This window comes from Microbacterium sp. Leaf203 (genome assembly GCF_001421275.1).
GTDB lineage: Bacteria > Actinomycetota > Actinomycetes > Actinomycetales > Microbacteriaceae > Microbacterium > Microbacterium testaceum_A.
Genome location: NZ_LMKF01000029.1, coordinates 1 through 21,256, shown reverse-complemented (window position 1 = coordinate 21,256; position 21,256 = coordinate 1). Strand labels below are relative to the sequence as shown.

The following is a 21,256-nucleotide window of genomic DNA, read 5'->3' as shown; positions in this document are numbered from 1 at the left end:
GAGCCGCTCCCCCGTCACCGGGTGGGGCGGCTCGCGGCGTTTCTGCTCTCGGGTCAGTTGGGGACGACGGTCGCGACGAACCCGGCGTCCTCGAGCGTCTGGATGACCAGAGCCCGGTGCTCCTCACCGCGCGTCTCGACGCTCAGCTGAAGGATCACCTCGCTGATCTGCAGTCCCTGACCGTGACGCGTATGCAGCACCTCGATCACGTTGGCGCCCACGCCGGCGAGCAGCTCGGACACCCGAGCGAGCTGGCCCGGGCGGTCGGGCAGCGGAATGCGAAGGGACATGTAGCGACCGGATGCCGAGAGCCCGTGCGCCACGACCCGTTGCAGCAGGAGGGGGTCGATGTTGCCCCCCGAGAGGATCGTGACGGTCGGGCCGGTCGCTTTCACCTTGCCCGCCAGGATCGCTGCGACACCCACGGCCCCCGCCGGTTCGACGACCTGCTTGGCGCGCTCGAGGAGGACGAGGAGCGCTCGAGCGATGTCGTCCTCGGTCACGGTGACGACCTCGTCGACGTATTGGCGGATCAGTTCGAAGGGCAGGTCACCGGGACGGGCGACGGCGATGCCGTCGGCGATCGTCGGCGTCGTCTCGACCTGCATGGGGTATCCCGCGGCGAGCGACGAGGGGTAGGCGGCGGAGTTGTGCGCCTGCACGCCGATGATGCGGACCTCGCGCCCCTCGGCGGCCGCCCGGGCCTTCACCGCGGCGGCGACGCCCGCGGCGAGCCCTCCCCCGCCGATCCCGACGATCACCGTCTCGAGGTCGGGCATGTCCTCGACGAGCTCGAGGCCCAGCGTCCCTTGACCCACGACGATGTCGCGGTGGTCGAAGGGATGGATCAGCACGGCCCCCGTGCGCTCGGCGAACTCAGCGGCCAGGCGGAGCGGCGTCTCGACGGTCGCACCCTCGAGGATCACCTCGGCGCCGTACCCTCGCGTGGCGAGGAGCTTGGGCACGGGCACGCCCAACGGCATGAAGATCGTCGCCGCGATGCCGAGCTGCTGCGCGGCCAGGGCCACGCCCTGAGCGTGGTTGCCCGCGGATGCCGCGACGACGCCGCGCGCGCGCTCCTCGGCCGTGAGACGCGAGAGGCGGTAGGTCGCGCCGCGGATCTTGAACGAACCGGTGCGCTGGAGGTTCTCGAGCTTGAGGCTCACCGGCACGCCGAGGAGCTCGGTCAGATGCAGCGACTCATCGAGCGGGGTTCGCGTGATGATGCCGCGCAGGTTCTGCGCGGCATCCTCGAACTCGGCCAGGGTGGGAGTGTCGTTCATGATCTCCTTCCGCGCTCGCGCGGGACGGTCCGCCAGATCAGATCCGGGGATGCCAAAACCTCACCGTCGCGCTTCCACGCCTTGGTGCTCAGATAGACGGCGACGACGTTCACGAATGCGGCGAGCGGTACCGCGAAGAGCGCTCCGGCGATGCCGCCGACCATCGCGCCGCCCGCCACCACGAGCACGACCGCGAGGGGGTGCACCTTCACGGCGGAGCCCATGAGGATCGGCTGCAGGATGTGGCTCTCGATCTGCTGCACGGCCAACACGACGATGAGCATGAACAGGGCGATGAGTGGACCGTTGTAGACCAGCGCGATGAAGACGGCGAGGGCTCCCGTGGCGACGGCGCCGACGAAGGGGATGAACGCGCCGAGGAACACCAGGACGGCGATGGGGATCGACAGCGGCACGCCCAGCAGGAAGGCGCCCAGGCCGATGCCGATCGCGTCGATCGTGGCGACGAGCAGCTGCGTGCGCGCGTAGCTCTTCACGGTGCGCCACCCCGCGCGACCGGCTCCGTCGACGGCGGGACGCGCGACGCGGGGGAACAACCGGGTCGTCCAACGCCAGATGCCGCCGCCGTCGGCGAGCAGGCAGAGCAGGATGAACAGCGTCAGCAGCACGCCGGTTCCGACGTGACCGATCGTGGTGCCGATCGCCAGCGCACCGGTCCAGAGCACCTCCGCCTGCTGCTGCAGGAAGGTACCCGCCTGCCGGAGCCCGTCGTCGATCTGCTGAGCGCTCAGGTGGAGCGGACCGTCGATGAGGTACTGGCGGAACTGCGAGACGGCGTCGACGGTGCGCTGACGGACCGAACCGAACTCGCGCGTGATCTGCCAGACGGCCAGCCAGACCAGCCCCGAGATGACGGCGATGGTACCGAGGACCGTGACGACGATGGCCAGCCACTTCGGCCACCGGTGGCGCTGCAGGAACGAGAAGGCCGGCCACACCAGCGCAGTGACGAGGATCGCGATGAGCAGCGGCACGACCAGCAGCTTCAGCTGGATGACCACGAACACCACGACGGCCAGGGCGGCCGCGATCACGAGCAGGCGCCAGGCGTAGGCCGTGGCCTGTCGCAGCGCCGGGGGCACCGGCGGTTGCAGGTCGCTCGAGACCGTGCGCCGCTTGAGGGCGTCGAGGAACGATCCGCGAGGTTCGGGATCAGTGCCGCTCATCCCGTCAGCCTACCGCCGCCCTCCGACATGCACCGCCGAGCATGTCGGAGGTGGCCGATACGGTGACAGACATGACCACGACGCTTCGTCGCGCCGACGCCCGCCGCATCGCCTTGGCCGCCCAGGGCTTCGCCCGCCCCCGGCCCGGCACCGTCGGCACCCGGCAGATCACCAGCGCTCTGCACCGCATGCGCATCCTCCAGATCGACTCCGTCAACGTCTTCTCGCGCTCGCACTACATGCCGCTGTTCGCGCGCCTCGGCGCCTACGACACGGCCCTGCTCGACAAGCTGGCCTTCGCCCGGCGTCCGTCGTGGGTGGAGTCGTGGGCGCACGTCGCCTCGCTGGTGTCGGTCGACGACTGGCCGCTGCTGCAGTTCCGCCGCGACGATCTGCGGGCGAAGTACGGGCACGATGCCTGGGCCGAGGCCAATCAGCCCCTCCTGCAGTGGCTCCGCGACGAGCTCGCCGACCGCGGCCCCCTGCGCCCGGCCGAGATCGACCACGATGCGCGCAGCGGGTCGCGTGGGTCGTGGTGGGGCTGGGACGACGTCAAGAACGGCCTGGAACGCCTGTGGCTGTTCGGAGAGGTGGCCATCGCGGGGCGGCGCGGCTTCGAGCGGCGCTACGCCCTGGCATCCGACGTCCTGCCCTCCGAGGCCCTGCAGACCGCCGTCCCCCGTCCCGAGGCGATCGCCGAGCTGGTGCGCCGCGCCGCTGTGGCCTACGGCGTCGCGACGGCCGCCGACCTGGCCGATTACTGGCGCGTCCGCGATCGTCCCGCGGTGATGGCGGCGATCCACGATCTCGTCGAGGACGGAGAGCTGATCCCCGTCGAGGTCGAGGGCTGGGCGATCGCCGGCCGCCCCGCCAAAGCGTGGCTGCACCGCGACGCCGCGCGCCCCCGCAGAGTGGATGCCGCGGCGATCCTCACCCCGTTCGACCCGGTCGTGTGGTTCCGCGATCGCGCCGAGCGCCTGTTCGACTTCGACTACCGCATCGAGATCTACACACCGGCCCCCCAGCGCCGGTTCGGGTACTACTCGCTGCCCGTCCTCGTCGGAGACGACGTGGTCGGCCGGGTGGACCTCAAGGCCGATCGCGCGTCGGGCGCCCTGCGCGTCCAGTCCGCGTGGTGGGAGCAGGGTGCTGCGCCGGATGCCGCCGACCGTGTCGCCGCCGAGCTGCTCACGGCAGCGCGCTGGCAGGGCCTGGACCGCGTCACCGTGTCGCGGTGGGGTGATGCCACCGATGACCTGGCCGGGGCCCTGCGCGCCGAGCGGCATGACCACCCCGATGGTCGCGCGAACTGAAACGCGCCCCTTCTGCCGAAGCGGAGGGGGCGCGATTCGTCAGAACTGCACGCGGGGCGGTTCGGCGATCGCGGCGCCGTCGATGACCTCGAAGAACTCCCGCTCGTGGAAGCCGAGCTGACGGGCGAAGAGGTTGTTGGGGAACACCTTGATCTTGGTGTTCAGCTCGCGCACTCCGCCGTTGTAGAACCGGCGCGACGCCTGGATCTTGTCTTCGGTGTCGACGATCGAGTGCTGAAGCTGCAGGAAGTTCTGGCTGGCCTGGAGCTGCGGGTACGCCTCGGCGACCGCGAACAGCGACTTCAGCGCCTGCTGCATGTGGCCCTCGGCGACACCGGCCTCGGCAGGGCTCTGCGCCGAGAGCGTCTCGGCGCGGGCGCGCGTGACGTTCTCGAACACGGCCTTCTCGTGAGCCGCGTACCCCTTCACCGTCTCGATGAGGTTGGGCAGCAGGTCGGCGCGTCGCTTGAGCTGGACCGTGATGTCACTCCACGCCTCGTCGACACGCACGTTCAGCGCGACGAGGGCGTTATAGGTGGCCCACAGGTAGATGCCGGCGATGATCAGGATGCCGACGATCACGATGACCGGTACGAGCCACTCCCACATAAGTCCCCACACTCCGTTCGAGAGATTGCCCTTCAGTGTAACCGCGGGCCGCACAGCGTTACGGGCAGCGGCCGGGGACTCCCAGGGGATGTCCACGAGACGGAGCACTGGTACCCCCGGTGGGACTCGAACCCACACTGAAGCGATTTTAAGTCGCCTGCCTCTGCCATTGGGCTACGGGGGCCCGAGCCTCCACCGTATCGCGGGGCGGCCGCGCGCCGGTCGCGCGGGGTGCCGCACCCGTTATGGGGCGGCGAAAGTGGCCTCGGGGCGGCGTAGGTGGCCCCGGGGCCACGACGAGACGCCGCACCGCTCCGATCACGCACGCCCGGCACAGCCACCCCGACACGCGGACCCCGGACGCCGCAACCCGGCGCGGAATGCCTCACCCGTGACGGGGCGGCGAAAGTGGCCCCGCGGCATCCGGAAACGACGAGACCCCCGCACCCAGGGGCGCGGGGGTCTCGAACGAGGGCTTACTTGGCCGCGACGGGCTCGGCCTTCTTCTCGGCCGGAGCCGCGGGGGCCTCGGCGGCGGGAGCTGCCGGACGCGGACGCGCGGCGAACTCCTCGAACGCGGCACGGGGCTTCTGAACGGCCTCGAGGTTGACGACCTCGCGGCCGTGGAAGAAGTTCTGCATCCAGTCGCCGACCACGCGGAACTTGCGCTCCCACGTGGGCATGGCCAGGCCGTGGTACCCACGGTGGGCGAACCACGCGATGAGACCGGTCAGAGCAATGTTGCCCGACTGGAACGCACCGTTGTACAGGCCCAGGCCGGCGACGGCACCGAGGTTCTTGTGGTTGTACTCCTTGGGCTCTTCGCCGCGAAGGACGGCCACGAGGTTCTTGGCCATGAGCTTGCCCTGGCGCACCGCGTGCTGCGCGTTGGGGACGCAGAAACCGCCGACACCGCCACCCGAGAGGTCGGGAACCGCTGAAACGTCGCCGGCCGCCCAGGCACCCTCGACGATTTCGTCGTCGGTTCCGACGCGCAGGTCGGGGCGGGTGCGGATGCGACCGCGCTCTTCGACGGGGAGGTCGCTGCCACGGACGACCGTGGGGTTGGCCATGACTCCGGCCGTCCAGATGATCAGGTCGGTCGGGAGGTTCTCACCGGTGGAGAGCTCGACGATGCCGTCGACGGCACCCTTGACCTGCGTGTCGAGGTGCACGAAGGCACCCTTCTTCGCGAGGTCGGCGAGAACCCACTCGCTCGTCTTCTGCGAGACCTCGGGCATGATGCGCCCCATGGCCTCGATGAGGTGGAAGTGCGTGTCGTCGAACGACAGGGTCGGGTACTGCTTCAGTAGCGACGACGCGTAGGCACGGAGCTCGGCGAAGACCTCGATACCGGCGAATCCGCCGCCGACGACCACGACGGTCAGCAGACGGTCGCGCTCGGGGCCGGCCGGCAGCACCGACGCCTTGTCGAAGTTCGACGTGAGGCGGTCGCGGATGGCGACGGCCTCTTCGATCGTCTTGAGTCCGATCGCGTTGTCGGCGATGCCGGGGATCGGGAAGGTGCGCGAGACGGCACCGGCGGTCACGACGATGTGGTCGTAGCTCTGCTCGAAGGTCTCGTCACCGGCGATCGGCGTGATCGTCGCGGTCTTGGTCGCGTGCGAGATGCCCGTGATCTTGCCCGCGATGACCGTCGTGCGCTTGAGGTGGCGACGAAGGCCCACCACGACGTGGCGCGGCTCGATCTCGCCCGCAGCGACCTCGGGGAGGAAGGGCTGATACGTCATGTACGGCAGCGGGTCGACGAGCGTGACGTCGGCTTCGTTACGGCCGAGGAGCTTCTCGAGCTTCCAGGCGGTGTAGAAACCTGCATAGCCCCCACCGACGATGAGGATTCTGGGCACGGTAGTGGTCACGATGTGAGGGACTCCTCGTTTGTGGTGCGGCTCGGCTCGCGGGAGACGCGCGCCTGTCGGATTCGCCGGGCAGCAGCAGTGACACCGAGCGCAATCATTATAGCGGTCAGTGTGGCGGCACCGAGCGGCAGCGATCCGTACAGAACGCTATCGCGAGACGGCAGCAGGGGCGAGCTCGCCGCCGGCGCGGCTTCGATCGGCGGCAGCGGGGGGATGACGACCGGGGTCGAGGTCGGCTCGGGCGACGGCTGCGCGTCCGCCCGGCGGTACAGCCGGATCCATTCCTCGAGGCTCCCCAGCGGGTTCTCCGACACGGTCTCGACCCGCGCCGACACGGCGGCCGCGGCATCCACCAGACCGTACCCGTAGAGCTTGTCGGGTCGCGCGGAAGCGCCCGCGGCCGGCTTCGCCGTCTGGATCAGGCGGTTGAGGACGTTGTCGGCATCCATTCCCGGATGCGCGGCGCGGACGAGAGCGGCGATGCCGGCGACGATCGGGGCGGCGCCACTCGTTCCGTTCCACTGCACCAGGGTGCCGTCGGCCGAGACGCCGATGAGTCGCTCGCTCGGGGCGGAGAGCCCGATGGTGATGCCCTGCGTCGACGCGTCGTTGCTCGCCGCGCCGGTCGGGTCGACGCCTCCCACGGCGAGCACCCCCGGAATGGTGGCGGGGGCGCCCACGCGGTCGGTGCCGCTCCCCCTGTTGCCCGCGGCGACCACGATCACGACGTCGTGGTCGAAGGCGTACTCGAAAGCGGTGTCCCAGCTGGTGTCCCAGTCGAGGGTGTTGGTCGTCAACGACATGTTGATGACCGTCGCACCGTTGTCGACCGCCCAGCGGATGGCGTCCGCGATCTGGTCGGTGAAGGGCTTGGTGCTCGCAGCCCCGAAGCCGACCGAGATGGACAGCAGCTCGGCTTCGGGCGCCACGCCGATCATGCCGCGACCGTTACCGGTGCCGCGTGCCGCGGCGAGAGAGGCCACCCAGCTGCCGTGGTTCGCGTCGACGGCACCGACGGGGGTGCGTCCGTCGGCGGCCCCCACGCCCGAGACGTCGGTGCCACCCGCGACGGCTCCGTTGAACTCGGCGGGACCGCGCCCGATCCCGGTGTCGATGACGGCGATCTTCTGCCCCGCGCCGCGCGTCGTCTTCCATGCCTCTCGGACGCCGTACTGGTCGAGCCAGTACTCGCCCGCGCGGACCGAATCGGTCGGATCCTCGGGCACAGGATTGGCGGGCGCCTGCGGACTGACCGACGCCGGGACCGACACGGCCGCCGCGGGCATGGTCGTCGCGCCGCTCAGCACCGTCACGAGAAGAACGGATGCCACGACGGCGACGACGCGCTTCATCCGCCGGTCCCGGGGCTTTCGCACTGGCACCGCTCGGGCGACCAGGTGCCGCGCGCGAGGGCGCGGTCGCCGATCGGATTGACGCCGGGGCCGGCCGCGAGCGCGTGCCCCGCCAGGGCGTGCAAACACTTCACGCGCGTGGGCATGCCTCCGGCCGAGATGCCGGCGATCTCTTCGGGCTCGCCGTACGCTGCGCGGTCGCGGAGGTACGCCTCGTGGGCCGCGCGGTACTGCTGCTGCAGCTCTTCGTCTTCGGCGAGCTCGTCGGAGAACTCCTTCATGACGTGCCCCGCCTCGAGCACCGACATCGCCGCCGTCGCGGCGGGGTGGGTGAGGTAGTAGAACGTGGGGAACGGGCTGCCGTCGTCGAGACGCGGCGAGGTCGCCACCACGGTCGGATTGCCGCACACGCAGCGCGCGGCGATCCCCACGACGCCGCGCGGTACACGGCCGAGCTGCGACTGCAGAACGGCCAGGTCGGCGTCGGAGGCGGGGGGAAGCGTTGCGGTAGTCATCGACTCCAGGGTACCCGGGGTCTCCGACACTCCGTCGGGCCGCTCAGCCGGCCGGGGCGTCGGGCGCGGGAGTCGGGTCCGGGACGCCGATCGTGATGTCGGGGACGGCGACCTGCGCGGCGCCCGACGAGGTGACCGAGCGGACGAGCTGCGCCATCCAGTCGGTACGGGTCTGCCCCACGTCTCCGCTGACGTCGTCCTGCTCCTGCGGTGTCGCCGAGGCGGGGAGGTCGTTGTCGATGAGGTAGACGACCTCGCCGGGGAAGGTGTACCCGAGCCGCTCGCGCGCCTGCGTCCGGATGTACGCGGGGTCCGACCATCGATCGCGCTGGGTCTGCAGGTCGGCGACCTCGGACTTGCTCAGCTGCACAGCGCTCCGCAACGCCTGGATCTGCTGACGCTGATCCATGTACGTCCCTACCGTCGGGACGAGCACGAAGGTCCCGAGCACGACCAGGCCCAGCATGATCACGACGAAGCCCGAGATGCGCACCCGCCCGAGCCACTCGCGCACGTCGACGCGGCGTTCCTCGGCCGAGGGGCGCACGGGCTGTCGCACGGGACGCGCGGGCGCCTTCGCCGAGCTCTTCGACGCCTTGGAACGCGACGTCGGAGCCTCGGATGCCGCGGGACGGCGGGGCGGCAGTGTCGGTCGCTCCACGGCATCCCTTTCGTCGTCATCCCGCCCGGGATTCGGGCCGCGAGTGAGTCTACGTCGCCGGCCCGGGGGCCCCTGGGGACGCGCCGGGTGCTCGGCATCCGTCCAGCGAAAACGACGAAGGAGGGGGAACCGTGCGGCTCCCCCTCCTCGATGGTCGGTCGATCAGCCCTTGAAGCGGGGGAACGCCGAGCGGCCCGCGAAGACCGCGGCGGTGCCGAGGTCTTCTTCGATGCGGAGCAGCTGGTTGTACTTCGCGACGCGCTCGCTACGTGCCGGGGCGCCGGTCTTGATCTGGCCGGCGTTGACCGCGACGGCGAGGTCGGCGATGGTGGTGTCCTCGGTCTCGCCTGAGCGGTGCGACAGCATCGAGGTGTAGCCCGAGCGGGTGGCCAGCGAGATCGCGTCGAGCGTCTCGGACAGCGTGCCGATCTGGTTGACCTTGACCAGCAGCGAGTTGGCGACGCCGAGGTCGATGCCCTGCTGCAGGCGCTTCGGGTTGGTGACGAACAGGTCGTCACCGACGAGCTGGACCTTGGAGCCGATGGCATCCGTCAGCTTCTTCCAGCCGTCCCAGTCGTCCTCGGCGAGGGCGTCCTCGATCGTGACGATCGGGAAGTTCGCGACGAGGTCGGCGAAGTAGTCGACGAGCGTGTCGACGCTCCACTCCTTGCCCTCGACCGTGTAGACGCCGTCCTTGTAGAACTCGGTGGCGGCGACGTCGAGGCCGACGGCGATGTCCGCGCCGGGGGTGAACCCGGCCTTCTCGATCGCGCGGATCAGGAAGTCGAGACCCTCGCGGTTGCTGGGCAGGTCGGGGGCGAAGCCGCCCTCGTCGCCCAGGCCGGTGTTGTAGCCGGCCGACTTCAGCTCGCCCTTGAGGACGTGGTAGACCTCGGTGCCCCAGCGCAGCGACTCGCCGTAGGTCTCGGCGCCGATGGGGGCCAGGAAGAACTCCTGGAAGTCGATGCCGTTGTCGGCGTGCTCGCCACCGTTGATGACGTTGAACAGCGGAACGGGCAGCAGGTGCGCGTTGGGTCCGCCGAGGTAGCGGAAGAGGGGAAGGTCGGCGCTGTCGGCGGCGGCCTTGGCCACGGCGAGCGAGACGCCGAGAATGGCGTTGGCGCCGGTGCGCGACTTGTTCTCGGTGCCGTCGGTCTCGATGAGGATCTCGTCGATGATGCGCTGCTCGCTGGCCTCGACGCCCTCGATGGCGGGGCCGAGCTCGTCGACGACCGCGGCGACGGCCTTCAGCACGCCCTTGCCGCTGTAGCGGCTCTTGTCGCCGTCGCGCAGCTCGTAGGCCTCGAACGCGCCGGTGGACGCGCCGGAGGGGACGGCGGCCCGCTGGACGATTCCGTCGTCGAGGAGCACCTCCACCTCGACGGTCGGGTTACCGCGCGAATCCAGGATCTCGCGCGCGTTGACAGCCTCGATAAGTGCCACGAAGGACTCCTCGTTGGTTCTTGGGTGGAGAGGGGGCGGAGCGTCGTCGGTCCGTGGTCGAGTCTAGTGACCCCGTCCGTCGGGCGTGCGGCCGAGTCAGGACGCGGTCGGATCCACCACGATCGCCACCGCCACCCCGTCCCACCCCTTTCGGTCGAGGGTCTGCAGGGCGGTGGCGTCGAAACGGGGGTCGGCGCCGAGCATCAGGATGCCGCGGCGAGCGCCTTGCACCTTGCCGTCGGGCGTGTCGGCGTCGGCGACCTCTCCCCCGCGCACGACGTTGTCGAGCACCACGACCGTGCCGGGTCGGCCGAGGCGCGCGGCCCAGTCGAGGTAGGTCTCGTTCGATTCCTTGTCGGCGTCGATGAAGACGAGGTCGAACGGCTCCTCGTCGACGAGGGTCGGCAGCACGTCCGCTCCGCGGCCGACGCGCACCTCGACGCGATCCGCGACTCCCGCACGCGCGAGGTTGGCGCGGGCGATCTCGGCGTTCGCCGGCTCCGCCTCGATGGTGACGACCCGTCCCGTCTCGCCGACGGCCCGGGCGAACCAGATCGTCGAGTACCCACCGAGAGTGCCGACCTCGAGCACTCGCCGCGCGCCGGCGATCCGCGTGAGCAGGTGCAGGAATTTCGCGTTGACCGGCGCCACCTCGATCGCGGGCAGTCCGGCCTCGTGCTGGGCGGCGAGCGCGGCTTCTCCCGCGGGGTCGGCCCCGATGAGGGTCTCGGTCAGGAACGCGTCGACGTCTTCGTGGGTGCGCACTCCCCCAGCCTGTCGGCGTGCGAGCGGCGGGTCAACGCTCTCCGCGCAGGTGGGCGCGCGTCATCTCGTCGTACTCCTCGTCCGAGAGGTCGTCGAAGCCCTTGGCCTCGACCCGGTCGCTGCGCATCCACCGGACCATGAGGATCACGAGGATCGGCACGTCGGCGAACTCGGCGATGAACCAGATCATGTCGCCCGCGAGGTGCTGGTCGTGCAGCAGCGAGGGCCACCACGACACCGCCTGCGTGGCATCCGGGATCAGATCCAGCACGTTGTCGTTCAGACGCATCAGCAGACCGGGCACCGAGTCGATCAGCAGCTCGACGAACGCGAGCAGGAACTCGATCGCGATGAAGGTGCCGGTGTGGACCGCGCCGAGCGCCATCATCGGCAGCACCATCGCGAGCCCGACGAGGGGCACGACGATCCCGAGCGAGGCTTCGACCACCGGATTCACGCGCAGGATGCCGGCGATCGGGGTGAGGAAGAGGCAGAAGACCGCGGCGATGACGACGGTGGCGACCATCGCGTTGCCGAAGACGCGCGTGATCCTCGACGCGAGGAAGCGTTCGCGGATGCCCGAGGGGACGAGGTCGAGCGGGCGCCCGGCCGCGATACCGGCGGGGACCGCGAAGATGAGCAGGGCGACGCGCGTCGAGAACGCCCACCGCAGCTCTGATGAGTACACCCCGAGGAAGCCGAACTCGATCACCGCGTAGGGCAGCAGCCCGAGCGCGAAGAAGCCGATCGTGCGCAGTACGGGCCAGGTCTCTCCGCGTCGGCGGACGCGTCGAACGCCCGAGAGGTAGACCGCGGATGCCACGAAGAGCACGCCGAGCGTGATCGGATCGGCGCGCCAGGTGCTGAGGAAGACATCGATGGGAGGCGTGGAAGAACGGTAGAACCGCGAGCTATGCGTCCGCCGGGGATCGGGGGCGGACCGAACTCCTGAGGTTTCGGCGCGCGTGGCGCCTGAGCCGCAGGAATCCGGCGCGGGACGTGCTCGCCCGATCAGCGATTCAGGAGTTCTGCTCGCTCGCGCGGTCCGGCACATCACCGACGAGCGCGCCGGGCCGACGCACCGGTTCGAGAGCCGCGAGCACCGCCGGGAGCAGCGCGTCCGCCGTCCGCCGGTACCCGAGTGCGCTGGGGTGGAACCGGTCCACGCTGAACATCTCGTCGGGTCGCTCGGCGAACACCGGGCCGACCGCCCGCGCGAGGGCCACGACCCGCCCTCCGGCACGGTGGACCGCCGCGGACTGCGCCGACGCCAGCTGCCGCGACGAGCGGGCCGCGAGAGCGCGCAGCGGCTGCGGAATCGCCCGGAGGGTCCCGAGGTCGGGACACGTGCCGACGACGACAGGTATCCCGCGCCCTCGCAACTCGCGCACGACCTGCTCCAGCTGCTCCGCCGAGCGCGACGCCGGTATGCGGTGCGTCACGTCGTTCCCGCCCACGACGATGACCGCGGCATCCGGCCGGTACCCCTCCGGGAGCGCGGCGACCTGACCGGCCAGGGCCGAGGTCTCCGAACCCACCACCGCGGCGGTCCGCAACCGCACCGGGCGCCCGGCCTCACGGGCGATGCCCTTCGCCAGCCGCGCGCCGAGCGTGTCTCGACGGTGTCCCGCGCCGAGACCCGCGGCGATCGAGTCGCCGAGCACGAGCAGCTCGACCGGCTCGCCCGGGTGCTTCTTGCGGCGCCAGACGCGGTCGGCGTCGAGCGCCTGCTCGCCGAGGGGCTTGCCGATGCGGCGCCGGGCGATCGCCGCCTGACGGGAGATGAGGGTCCGCAGCCCCACGGCCCCGGCGCCGGCGAGCGCGACGACCGACGCCGCGGTCAGGGTCACCGGTCGACGCGTTCGCATCCTCCGATGACACCCGCCCGCGGTGAACGAGCGGTGGACGCGCCGTGACGGTGGGGAGACGTCGGGCTCCCGGCATCCCGTGAACACCATTCAGACGGGATGCCGCGACTCACCGCGCCGCCGACCGGCTCCGCGCGCGCAGGGCCACGGCGAGAGCGAGCACGGCCACCGCCAGCACGATGTCGAGGGCGAGCCCCGCGAGCAGCTCGGTGCGGCCGGCGACGCCGGTGAGCGTCACGATTCCTCCGATGACGATCACACCGAACGAGAGGGCGAGCTGCTGCGCGGTGCTGAACATCCCGCCCGACAGGCCGGCAGCCTCGACGGGCACCTCGCGCACCACGAGCTGGGTGAGCGGCGAGAAGATGAGCGCCTGCCCCGCCCCGAGCACGACGAGAGCGGGCTGCAGCCAGAGGCCGATGTCGTGCCCCCACCCGAAGACGAGCGTCACCGCCATTCCGACGAGCGCGACGATCTGCATCGAGACGCCGAGCACGAGGGTCGAGTCCCCGATCTTGGCCTGGATGCGAGCGACGGCCAGCGACATCGCGGCGAACACGACGGCGAACGGCAAGAGAGCCATTCCGGCCTCGAGTGACGACAGCCCTCCGGCCTCGACCGCGCGCGGGAAGACGTAGAGCAGGGCCGAGTACCCGGCGAAGAAGAGCGCCGCGGCGGCCAGGCCCAGCTGCAGGGGCCGCAGTCGCAGCACGCTGGGCGGCAGCAGGGGAACCCGGCCCGAGCGTTCGATCGCGTTCTGGTGCATCCACATCGCCCCCAGAGACACCGCCGCGACGACCAGCGTGACCGCCACGGGCCACGACCAGTTCCAGACCGGACCGAAGGTCAGCGCCACCGAGACAGCCAGGATGCCGAGGCCGAGTGCCGCCGTGCCCACCAGGTCGATCGCGACGACCTCGTGCGCGCGGGAGCGAGGTGCCAGAGGGGCGAGCGAGATCGCGGCGACGGCGATGAGCGCGACGACCACGAAGACCGCGCGCCATCCCTCGACCGGCCCGAAAGACAAGGCTGCCAGTGCCCCTCCCGCGACCTGGCCGACGGCGGCGCCGATGCCGCCGCTCGCCCCGAACGCGGCGATCGCGCGGGTGCGCGCCGCGCCCTGCGATGTCGCCTGGATCGTCGCGAGCACCTGGGGTGTGCAGAGCGCCGCTCCGACTCCCTGCACGATGCGGGCGGCGATGAGCGTCTCGATCGACGGTGCGAGGGCGCAGGCGATCGCCGAGATGAGGAAGAGCCCCATCCCGACGACGTAGAGACGGTGCCGCCCAAAGCGATCGCCCAGTCGGCCGCCCAGGATGAGGAGCACGGCGAACGGGATGCCGTACCCCGCGATCACGAGCTCGAGGGCGACGTCCCCCGCCCCGAACCGCTCACGGAGAGTCGGCAGGATCACGGTCACCGCGTTGAAGGCGAAGGTCCCCACCCCGGGCCCCAGGAGGAATCCGAGGTAGCGCCACGTGGGCACCTCGGCGGAAGCGCCGGGGCGGATAGGCACCGGAGCGGTCGCGGTGCCGGGGTGTGCAGAAGTCGTCATGGTGCCAGCATGCGGGCCGTCGCATCCTGGTACCAGGAGTGCGCTCATCCTGGTAGTGGCACCACTCCCCTCCGACGTCGCGATGATGGAAGCGCGTCCTATGATCGCCGGAGAGGGAGGGATGCCATGACTCGATCCGACGATGTGCGCGCCGAATTCGCGGGGTTCCTCCGCAGTAGACGAGCGCGCCTCCGCCCCTCCGACGTGGGGCTTCCCGAGGGGATACGACGCCGCGTCGCTGGCCTGCGCCGCGAAGAGGTCGCACAGCTCGCCGGGGTGGGGCTGACCTGGTACACCTGGCTCGAGCAGGGGCGTCCGATCGCGGCCTCCGCCCAGGTCGTCGCCGCGATCGCGCGAGCACTCCGGCTGAGCGATGACGAACGAGACCACCTGTTCGCCCTCGCCGACCTGCCGGTGCCCGACCGCGAGGCGCGGCTGTGCGTCGGAGCCACTCATCTCGACCTGCTCGAGAAGCTCCTCCCCTACCCGGCCGCGGTCCAGACCGCGCGTTTCGACATCCGCGCCTACAACCGCGCGTACCGGTATCTCTTCGACGACCTCGACGAGATGCCCGCCGAGCGACGCAATTGCGCCGTTCTGCTGTTCACCGATTCCGAGTGGCAGCGTTCGCACGTCGACCTCGACCACGCCCAGCGGAGGATCGCCGCGCGCCTGCGCGCCGCGTACGGCCGCCACCACGAGGAACCCTCCTGGCAGCGTTTCGTCGCCGAACTCGAGGAGGAGTCCCCGCGCTTCGCCGAACTGTGGCGGCTCGGCGACGTCGGAGGAGAACGCAACGCGAACAAGCACCTCGTCCACGCCCGCGTGGGCGAACTCCATCTCGAGATGTCCAGTCTCTGGATCGACGACGGTCTGGGCTCGCGCGTGGTGTGGTTCTCTCCGCGCGATGCCGAGACCGCGGTTCGCCTGGAACGCCTCGCCGCGGAGAACCCTGCCGAAGCCCTCATCAGCGCGGTGGCGTGACCCCGACCCGCGCGCCGTGGGTCGGGGCACGGCAGCGGTGGCCGGCATCCCCTCCCGTCGTCGTCAGGCGAGCGGTTTGACCTCGAGGGTCTCGGGGGTCGTGTCGGCGTTCACGCTCGCGAACGAGGCGTAGCCGTCCGCCGCGGAACGCTCGAGCAGCGCTTTCATGTTCTTCGCGCGTTGCTCCACGCGCACGCGCGCGCCGTCGGCGATGAGCGCCGTCTTCAGCGCGAGCAGTCGCGCGAACGACACCTCGCGATCGTGGACGAGGACGATCGCGCGCTCGCCGTCGGCGTCGGTGGCCGGCAGCAGGTCGACGATGCGCTCGAACCCGATCGAAAAGCCCACGGCCGGAACCTGCTGGCCGAGGAAGCGCCCGATCATGCCGTCGTACCGGCCGCCGCCGCCGAGCGAGTAGTCGACGCTCGGGTGGGCGAGCTCGAAGATCGTGCCCGTGTAGTAGCCCATGCCCCGCACGAGGAACGGGTCGAAGACCAGGGGAACGGCTCCCCCGCGCGCGGCGGCCACCGTGTCGCCGAGATCGACGAGGTGCGCGACGACCTCGTCCGGGATGCCGTCGGGCAGCGCCGCGCGGATGCCGGGCTCGTCGAACGACGGCTCGGCCGCGGCCCGCTCCAGGTAGGCGGCGAAGGCGTCGACGGCCGAGGCGTTCACCCCGCGTCCGCGCAGCTCTTCCACCACCCCCGAGGGGCCGACCTTGTCGAGCTTGTCGATCGTGATGAGCACACCCGGGCGCTCATCGGGCGCGAAGCCGAAGACGTCGAGCATCGCGTCGAGGGCGCGCCGGTCATTGACGCGGATCGACCCGCCCTCGAGACCCAGCGCGTCGAGGACGTCGAGGCTCGCGGTCATCAGTTCGGCCTCGGCACGCGCCGAGGCGTCGCCGATGATGTCGATGTCGCACTGCATGAACTGGCGGTAGCGCCCCTTCTGCGGGCGCTCGGCGCGCCAGACCGGGGCGATTTGGATCGAGCGGAACACCGTCGGGAGCTGTGCGCGGTGCGTGGCGTAGAACCGGGCGAGGGGCACGGTGAGGTCGTAGCGCAGGCCCAGGTCGGCCAGCGCGGCAGGGTCGTCGGCGGCGGCGCGGATGCCCTCGGCATCCATCCCCCGCTTGAGGATGCTGAACGACAGCTTCTCGTTGTCGCCGCCGATCCCGGCGTGCAGGCGGTCGTAGTCCTCCATGACGGGGGTCTCGATCTCGTCGAAGCCGTGGGCGCGGTAACGCTCGCGGATGACGGCGAGCACGCGCTCGCGACGGGCCTTGTCAGCGGGGAGGAAGTCGCGCATGCCGCGCGGCGGGTTCACGGATGCCACGGCCCCATTCTTCCAGAGCGGCGCGGGCGGTCCGTCGTCCGGCGCGTCGCCCGCCGGCGGTCGAGATCACCCGCTCCGGCCGCACCGGACCGTGTGCGCTCACGCGGAGCCCGTCATCGCGGGCCCGCCTCCGCCTCCGCCTCACGCACCTCGGTCCGCAGGTCGCGCACGCGTTCGCGCAGGGCGCGCTCGGCGTCCCAGCCGCGCGAGCGCGCCAGATGCACCAGGGTCAGCAGCGCGTCGCCGAGCTCCGCTTCGGTCGCGGGGTCGGCCAGGTGATGCGTCGGCGCGCAGACACCGACCTGCGCGGCCTTCCCCATCACCTTCTGCGCGAGCGCGAGAGCGGGCATGTGGTCGCTGACCCCGTCGAGCACGCTGGTGCGCGTGCTCTTCTCGGCGGCCTTGGCCGCATTCCAGTGCACCAGCACCTCTTCGGGTGTGGTGGCCACGGCATCCGCGAACACGTGCGGATGCCGCCGCACCATCTTCTCGGTGAGTCCCCGGGCGACGTCGTCGATGTCGAAGGGATCGTCGACATCGCCCGCGGCGATCTCGGCATGGAACAGGACCTGCCAGAGCAGGTCGCCGAGCTCCTCGCGGAGGTCGCTGCGCGTGCCGGACTCGACGGCGTCGATGACCTCGGCACTCTCTTCGACGAGGTACGGCACGAGATCGCGGTGGTCGATGGTCCGCGTCCAGGCGCAGCGCGCGCGCACGGTTCGCATGGTGTCGGCGGCCTCCCGCAGGGCGTCGTCGCTCACGGTTCCTCCTTCGGCGGGCCCGGCGGTCCGCTCGCCACGAGTATCCCCCGCCCCGAGGCGTGCGGCGCCCGCCCGTGCCGTACGCCGGAGATTTCGGGATGCCGAGCCCCCGCGCCCCGAATCACTGCGGTGACACCCGGGCGCGGCCGAAGATTGTCCGGTGTTCGACCCGCCGGACCGTCGCATGCCGTTACACGTGAATCGATGCCCCCTCGACGCCGATAATCTGGGGCGTGTGCGTGAACTGACCCCGACCGAGGCCATCGACCTCGTGGGCCGCTTCGAAGCCGGCCAGGAGCTCCCCGAACAGATGCGTGCCGATGTGCGCCTGCTGGGATCGCTCTTGGGCCGCGTCCTTCAGGAGAGCGGCTCCCCCGGACTGTACGACGACGTCGAGCGACTGCGATCGGCGACGATCCAGGCCTACACCGACGAGACGCCCGAGGCGTTCGAACGGGCGGCCGCGATCGCCGACGGCTTCTCGATCGAGCGGGCGGACGAGGTGGCCCGGGCCTTCACGGCCTACTTCCATCTCGTGAACCTCGTCGAGGAGCACCAGCGCGTCCGCGTGCTGCGCGAGCGTGGCGATCATCCCTCGCGCAGCGGCACCCCCGACACGATCGCGAGCGCTTTCGAGCGGCTCTCGAGCGAGGTCGGCGAAGAGACGGCGCTCGCACGCCTCCAGGCGCTCCGCTTCCACCCGGTCTTCACCGCGCACCCCACCGAGGCCCGCCGCCGCGCGATATCGACCAGCATCCGACGTCTTTCCGAGCTGCTGTCGGAGCACGACGATGCCTCCGCGGGTGGCACCGAGAGCCGTCGTGCCGAGCGTCGCATGCTCGAAGAGATCGACACGCTCTGGCGCACCGCCCCTCTACGGCGTGAGAAGCCGTCGCCCGTCGACGAGGTCCGCTCCGTCATGTCCGTGTTCGATGAGACGCTCTACACCGCGGTCCCGCGCGTCTACCGCCGCATCGACGACATCCTGCAGGGCGAGAACGCCGGATCCCGCGCGCCGATCGTCAAGCCGTTCGTGCGCGTCGGCTCGTGGGTCGGCGGCGACCGTGACGGAAACCCCTTCGTCACGGCATCCGTCACCCGCAAGGCCGCCGCGATCGCGAGCGAGCACGTGCTCCTCGGGCTCGAGCGCACGACCCAGCGCGTGGGGCGCGGTTTGACCCTGGATGCCGAGAGCACCCCGCCCAGCGACGCTCTCGTCGCGCTGTGGCACCGCTTGCGCGCCGCCGACGAGGACGCTGCGGCCGAGATCGCCGAGCGCTCCCCCGATGAGCCGCACCGGCGGATCCTGCTGCTGCTCGCCCGCAAGATCGCGGCGACCCGTACCCGCAACGCCGACCTCGCGTACCGCGACCCCGAGCACCTGCTCGCCGACCTGCGCACCGTGCAGGATTCGCTGGTGGCGGCGGGTGCCGCTCGTCAGGCCTACGGCGCCCTGCAGCGTCTCGTGTGGCAGGTCGAGACCTACGGCTTCCACCTGACCGAGCTCGAGGTGCGTCAGCACTCCGCCGTGCACCGCAAGGTCCTCGACGAACTGCGCGCCGGCGGAGCCCGGAGCGAGCAGACTGACGAGGTCCTCGAGGTCTTCCGCTCGATCGCGTACGTGCAGGAGCGCTTCGGACCGCGCGCCGCCGGACGCTACATCGTCTCCTTCACACAGTCGGCCGAAGACCTCGCCAACGTGCACGAACTCGCCTCGTACGCGATGGGCCCGGGCGAGACGCTTCCGGTGCTCGATGTCATCCCGCTGTTCGAGACCTTCGCCGACCTGCAGGCGGCTCCCGGCATCCTGGCCGAGATCGTGTCGCACCCCTCGTTCGTGAGCCGACTGGATGCCACGGGTCGCCGCCTCGAGGTCATGCTCGGCTACTCCGACTCGTCGAAGGACGTCGGCCCGGTCGCGGCGAACCTCGCCCTCTACGAGGCCCAAGCCGAGATCTCCACATGGGCCCAGGCCGAGGGCATCGAACTGACGCTGTTCCACGGTCGCGGCGGGGCCCTGGGCCGCGGCGGTGGGCCCGCCAACTCCGCGATCCTCGCGCAGCCGCCCCACTCGGTGGACGGCCGGTTCAAGCTCACCGAGCAGGGCGAGGTCATCTTCGCTCGGTACGGCGACGCGGACATCGCCATGCGTCACATCGATCAGGTGGCGGCCGCCGTTCTCACGGCATCCTCCCCCTCGATCGAACGTCGTAATCGTGGCGCCGCCGAGGCGTTCGCCGACGTGGCGAGCACGATGGACGTCGCTTCGCGCGAGCGGTTCTTCGCCCTCGTCAAGGCTCCGGGCTTCGCACCGTGGTTCGCGACGGTCACCCCGATGGAAGAACTCGGACATCTGGCGCTCGGTTCGCGTCCCGCGCGACGCGGTCTGTCGGTCGAATCGCTCGAGGACCTCCGCGCCATCCCGTGGGTGTTCTCGTGGACGCAGGCGCGCATCAACCTCGCCGGCTGGTTCGGTCTGGGCACCGCCCTCGACGCTGTGGGCGACGAGCAGCGTCTGCGCGACGCGTACGAGCAGTGGCCGCTGTTCCGCACGATGATCGACAACGTCGCCATGAGCCTCGCCAAGGCCGACGAGCGCATTGCCCGCCGCTACCTGGCCCTCGGCGACCGCGACGACCTCGCGCAGCTCGTGATGGACGAGATGCTCCTCACCCGATCCTGGGTCGAGCGCATCACCGGAGGCGACCTGCTGGGCAACAAGCCCATCCTCCAGCGCGCCGTCAAGATGCGCAGTCCCTACGTCGACGCGCTCTCGCTTCTGCAGCTCCGGGCTCTGCGCGCGCTGCGGGATGCGGACGCCGACAACCCGACTCCGGATGCCGAACACCAGCGCCTCCTGCTGCTGTCGGTGAGCGGAGTGGCCGCCGGTCTGCAGAACACCGGCTGACGTTCAGGACTGATACGGCGCGCCGCTCCTCTCTCAGAGGGGCGGCGCGTCTTTCGTGATGTCTACGGTCTCGTGGTCCACGCGTCGATCCGTCCGGTGCCGCGACAAGCTTCGACCATAACGTTCCGTGAGCTGCACCATGAGATCGGGCGTCTGCCGATCCAAGGCGAAGACGTAACCCGGGAAGTCGAGTTCCTTCTGTGCGGCCCAGATCTCCTCGTGCCGGTCGGGAGGCAGGATCTGCAGGGGATGCCCCACGGCCACCCAGGCGATCGGAACGACGGTGTCCGGGGGCAGCAGGGTGCGCACGTGCACGACGGCGTTGATCCGCACTTCGCTGCGATCGCCCACCACCGCGCCGTTGAAGATGCGCGTGCCGGTCGCGAGAAAGACCTCCTCGCCGATGTCGGCGCCCGCAATGCTCGCCATCGGGCCGATCAGGGTGTGGGCACCGACGTGGACGGCATGCGCCGAGCTCGCGCGCACGAGAGCGTTCTCCATCACGATGGAGTCGTCGCCGAGGACGACGGGGCTCCCCTCGGACGTGATCACCGCACCGTGGAGAACTTGGCATCTGGCGCCTATCCTCACGTCGCCGCTGATCACCGCCGTGGGGGCGATGGTGGCATCGGGGTGGACCCGGGGCTCGACCCCCAGGTGTGTGTAGAGCATGACGGCGTCCCTTCTCGGTGCCGTCAGCGTAGACCCGGGGTCGCCCCCATCGATATGCCGGGGTACGGCGAAGCGCCGGTGCCCACACCACCTTCTCGAGGTGGTGTGGGCACCGGCGCTGAAACCCAATCCCCGGGCGTTCGACCGGGGTCGATCACCGGG

General features: G+C 70.6%; 18 protein-coding genes and 1 tRNA gene. 3 read left to right on the top strand and 16 right to left on the bottom strand.

Annotated features, from left to right (window positions below; all coding sequences use genetic code 11):
* Nucleotides 1-53 precede the first annotated feature (53 nt).
* Together ilvA and ASE56_RS12040 are read right to left on the bottom strand one after the other, a co-directional pair.
* Nucleotides 54-1,283 carry a threonine ammonia-lyase gene (gene ilvA, locus ASE56_RS12045; protein ID WP_056229997.1) on the bottom strand — a complete coding sequence of 410 codons (1,230 nt, stop codon included), beginning with the start codon at nucleotides 1,281-1,283 and terminating at the stop codon, nucleotides 54-56.
* The gene (locus ASE56_RS12040) at nucleotides 1,280-2,470 is read right to left on the bottom strand and encodes an AI-2E family transporter (protein ID WP_056229994.1); all 1,191 of its coding nucleotides are present in this window, start codon (nucleotides 2,468-2,470) and stop codon (nucleotides 1,280-1,282) included. Before ASE56_RS12040 ends, ilvA begins: the two co-directional genes overlap by 4 nt.
* Before the next feature lie 71 nt (nucleotides 2,471-2,541).
* On the opposite strand from ASE56_RS12040, the gene ASE56_RS12035 reads away from it, so the two are divergent.
* Entirely contained in the window at nucleotides 2,542-3,783 is a 1,242-nt protein-coding gene (locus ASE56_RS12035; protein WP_056229991.1) for a winged helix-turn-helix domain-containing protein, read from the top strand.
* A 39-nt stretch (nucleotides 3,784-3,822) separates the two neighbouring features.
* Here the strand turns inward: ASE56_RS12035 and ASE56_RS12030 are convergent, their stop codons facing one another.
* From ASE56_RS12030 to ASE56_RS11980, 11 genes are all read right to left on the bottom strand, one after another.
* The gene (locus ASE56_RS12030; protein ID WP_056229986.1) at nucleotides 3,823-4,392 is read right to left on the bottom strand and encodes a LemA family protein; all 570 of its coding nucleotides are present in this window, start codon (nucleotides 4,390-4,392) and stop codon (nucleotides 3,823-3,825) included.
* A gap of 108 nt (nucleotides 4,393-4,500) precedes the next feature.
* A tRNA-Leu gene (locus tag ASE56_RS12025) sits at nucleotides 4,501-4,576 on the bottom strand.
* A gap of 292 nt (nucleotides 4,577-4,868) precedes the next feature.
* Nucleotides 4,869-6,272: an NAD(P)/FAD-dependent oxidoreductase gene (locus ASE56_RS12020; RefSeq protein ID WP_235556996.1), complete on the bottom strand. Its 1,404-nt coding sequence runs from the start codon at nucleotides 6,270-6,272 to the stop codon at nucleotides 4,869-4,871.
* Nucleotides 6,269-7,624 carry a S8 family serine peptidase gene (locus ASE56_RS12015; protein WP_056229982.1) on the bottom strand — a complete coding sequence of 452 codons (1,356 nt, stop codon included), beginning with the start codon at nucleotides 7,622-7,624 and terminating at the stop codon, nucleotides 6,269-6,271. The genes ASE56_RS12020 and ASE56_RS12015 overlap by 4 nt, the downstream gene beginning before the upstream one ends.
* The gene (locus ASE56_RS12010; RefSeq protein ID WP_056230150.1) at nucleotides 7,621-8,139 is read right to left on the bottom strand and encodes a DUF501 domain-containing protein; all 519 of its coding nucleotides are present in this window, start codon (nucleotides 8,137-8,139) and stop codon (nucleotides 7,621-7,623) included. Before ASE56_RS12010 ends, ASE56_RS12015 begins: the two co-directional genes overlap by 4 nt.
* 43 nt (nucleotides 8,140-8,182) lie before the next feature.
* Nucleotides 8,183-8,800 carry a septum formation initiator family protein gene (locus ASE56_RS12005; protein ID WP_235556995.1) on the bottom strand — a complete coding sequence of 206 codons (618 nt, stop codon included), beginning with the start codon at nucleotides 8,798-8,800 and terminating at the stop codon, nucleotides 8,183-8,185.
* Between the two features lie 162 nt (nucleotides 8,801-8,962).
* On the bottom strand, nucleotides 8,963-10,243 hold the full coding sequence (gene eno, locus ASE56_RS12000; RefSeq protein ID WP_056229978.1) for a phosphopyruvate hydratase: 1,281 nt from the start codon (nucleotides 10,241-10,243) through the stop codon (nucleotides 8,963-8,965).
* Nucleotides 10,244-10,339: 96 nt separating this feature from the next.
* Entirely contained in the window at nucleotides 10,340-11,008 is a 669-nt protein-coding gene (locus ASE56_RS11995; protein ID WP_056229976.1) for an O-methyltransferase, read from the bottom strand.
* 31 nt (nucleotides 11,009-11,039) lie between these two features.
* Complete coding sequence (locus tag ASE56_RS11990) at nucleotides 11,040-11,831, bottom strand: cytochrome c oxidase assembly protein (RefSeq protein WP_235556994.1); 792 nt, start codon at nucleotides 11,829-11,831, stop codon at nucleotides 11,040-11,042.
* Nucleotides 11,832-12,027: 196 nt separating this feature from the next.
* Nucleotides 12,028-12,876 (bottom strand): SGNH/GDSL hydrolase family protein, encoded by an 849-nt coding sequence (locus ASE56_RS11985; RefSeq protein ID WP_056229969.1) that lies wholly within the window; start codon nucleotides 12,874-12,876, stop codon nucleotides 12,028-12,030.
* A 109-nt stretch (nucleotides 12,877-12,985) separates the two neighbouring features.
* Nucleotides 12,986-14,431, bottom strand: a complete 1,446-nt coding sequence (locus ASE56_RS11980) for an MFS transporter (RefSeq protein ID WP_056229966.1) — start codon at nucleotides 14,429-14,431, stop codon at nucleotides 12,986-12,988.
* 126 nt (nucleotides 14,432-14,557) lie between these two features.
* Between ASE56_RS11980 and ASE56_RS11975 the strand changes: the two genes are divergently transcribed.
* Nucleotides 14,558-15,415, top strand: a complete 858-nt coding sequence (locus tag ASE56_RS11975; RefSeq protein WP_056229963.1) for a helix-turn-helix transcriptional regulator — start codon at nucleotides 14,558-14,560, stop codon at nucleotides 15,413-15,415.
* 63 nt (nucleotides 15,416-15,478) lie between these two features.
* Here the strand turns inward: ASE56_RS11975 and hisS are convergent, their stop codons facing one another.
* Complete coding sequence (gene hisS, locus ASE56_RS11970) at nucleotides 15,479-16,726, bottom strand: histidine--tRNA ligase (RefSeq protein WP_056230144.1); 1,248 nt, start codon at nucleotides 16,724-16,726, stop codon at nucleotides 15,479-15,481.
* A 140-nt stretch (nucleotides 16,727-16,866) separates the two neighbouring features.
* Nucleotides 16,867-17,478 carry a MazG family protein gene (locus ASE56_RS11965; protein ID WP_156371711.1) on the bottom strand — a complete coding sequence of 204 codons (612 nt, stop codon included), beginning with the start codon at nucleotides 17,476-17,478 and terminating at the stop codon, nucleotides 16,867-16,869.
* Nucleotides 17,479-17,749: 271 nt separating this feature from the next.
* Here ASE56_RS11965 and ASE56_RS11960 point away from each other — a divergent pair, with 271 nt between their 5' ends.
* Nucleotides 17,750-20,422 carry a phosphoenolpyruvate carboxylase gene (locus ASE56_RS11960; RefSeq protein WP_056229956.1) on the top strand — a complete coding sequence of 891 codons (2,673 nt, stop codon included), beginning with the start codon at nucleotides 17,750-17,752 and terminating at the stop codon, nucleotides 20,420-20,422.
* A gap of 33 nt (nucleotides 20,423-20,455) precedes the next feature.
* Here the strand turns inward: ASE56_RS11960 and ASE56_RS11955 are convergent, their stop codons facing one another.
* Complete coding sequence (locus ASE56_RS11955; RefSeq protein ID WP_056229953.1) at nucleotides 20,456-21,094, bottom strand: gamma carbonic anhydrase family protein; 639 nt, start codon at nucleotides 21,092-21,094, stop codon at nucleotides 20,456-20,458.
* Nucleotides 21,095-21,256 lie beyond the last annotated feature (162 nt).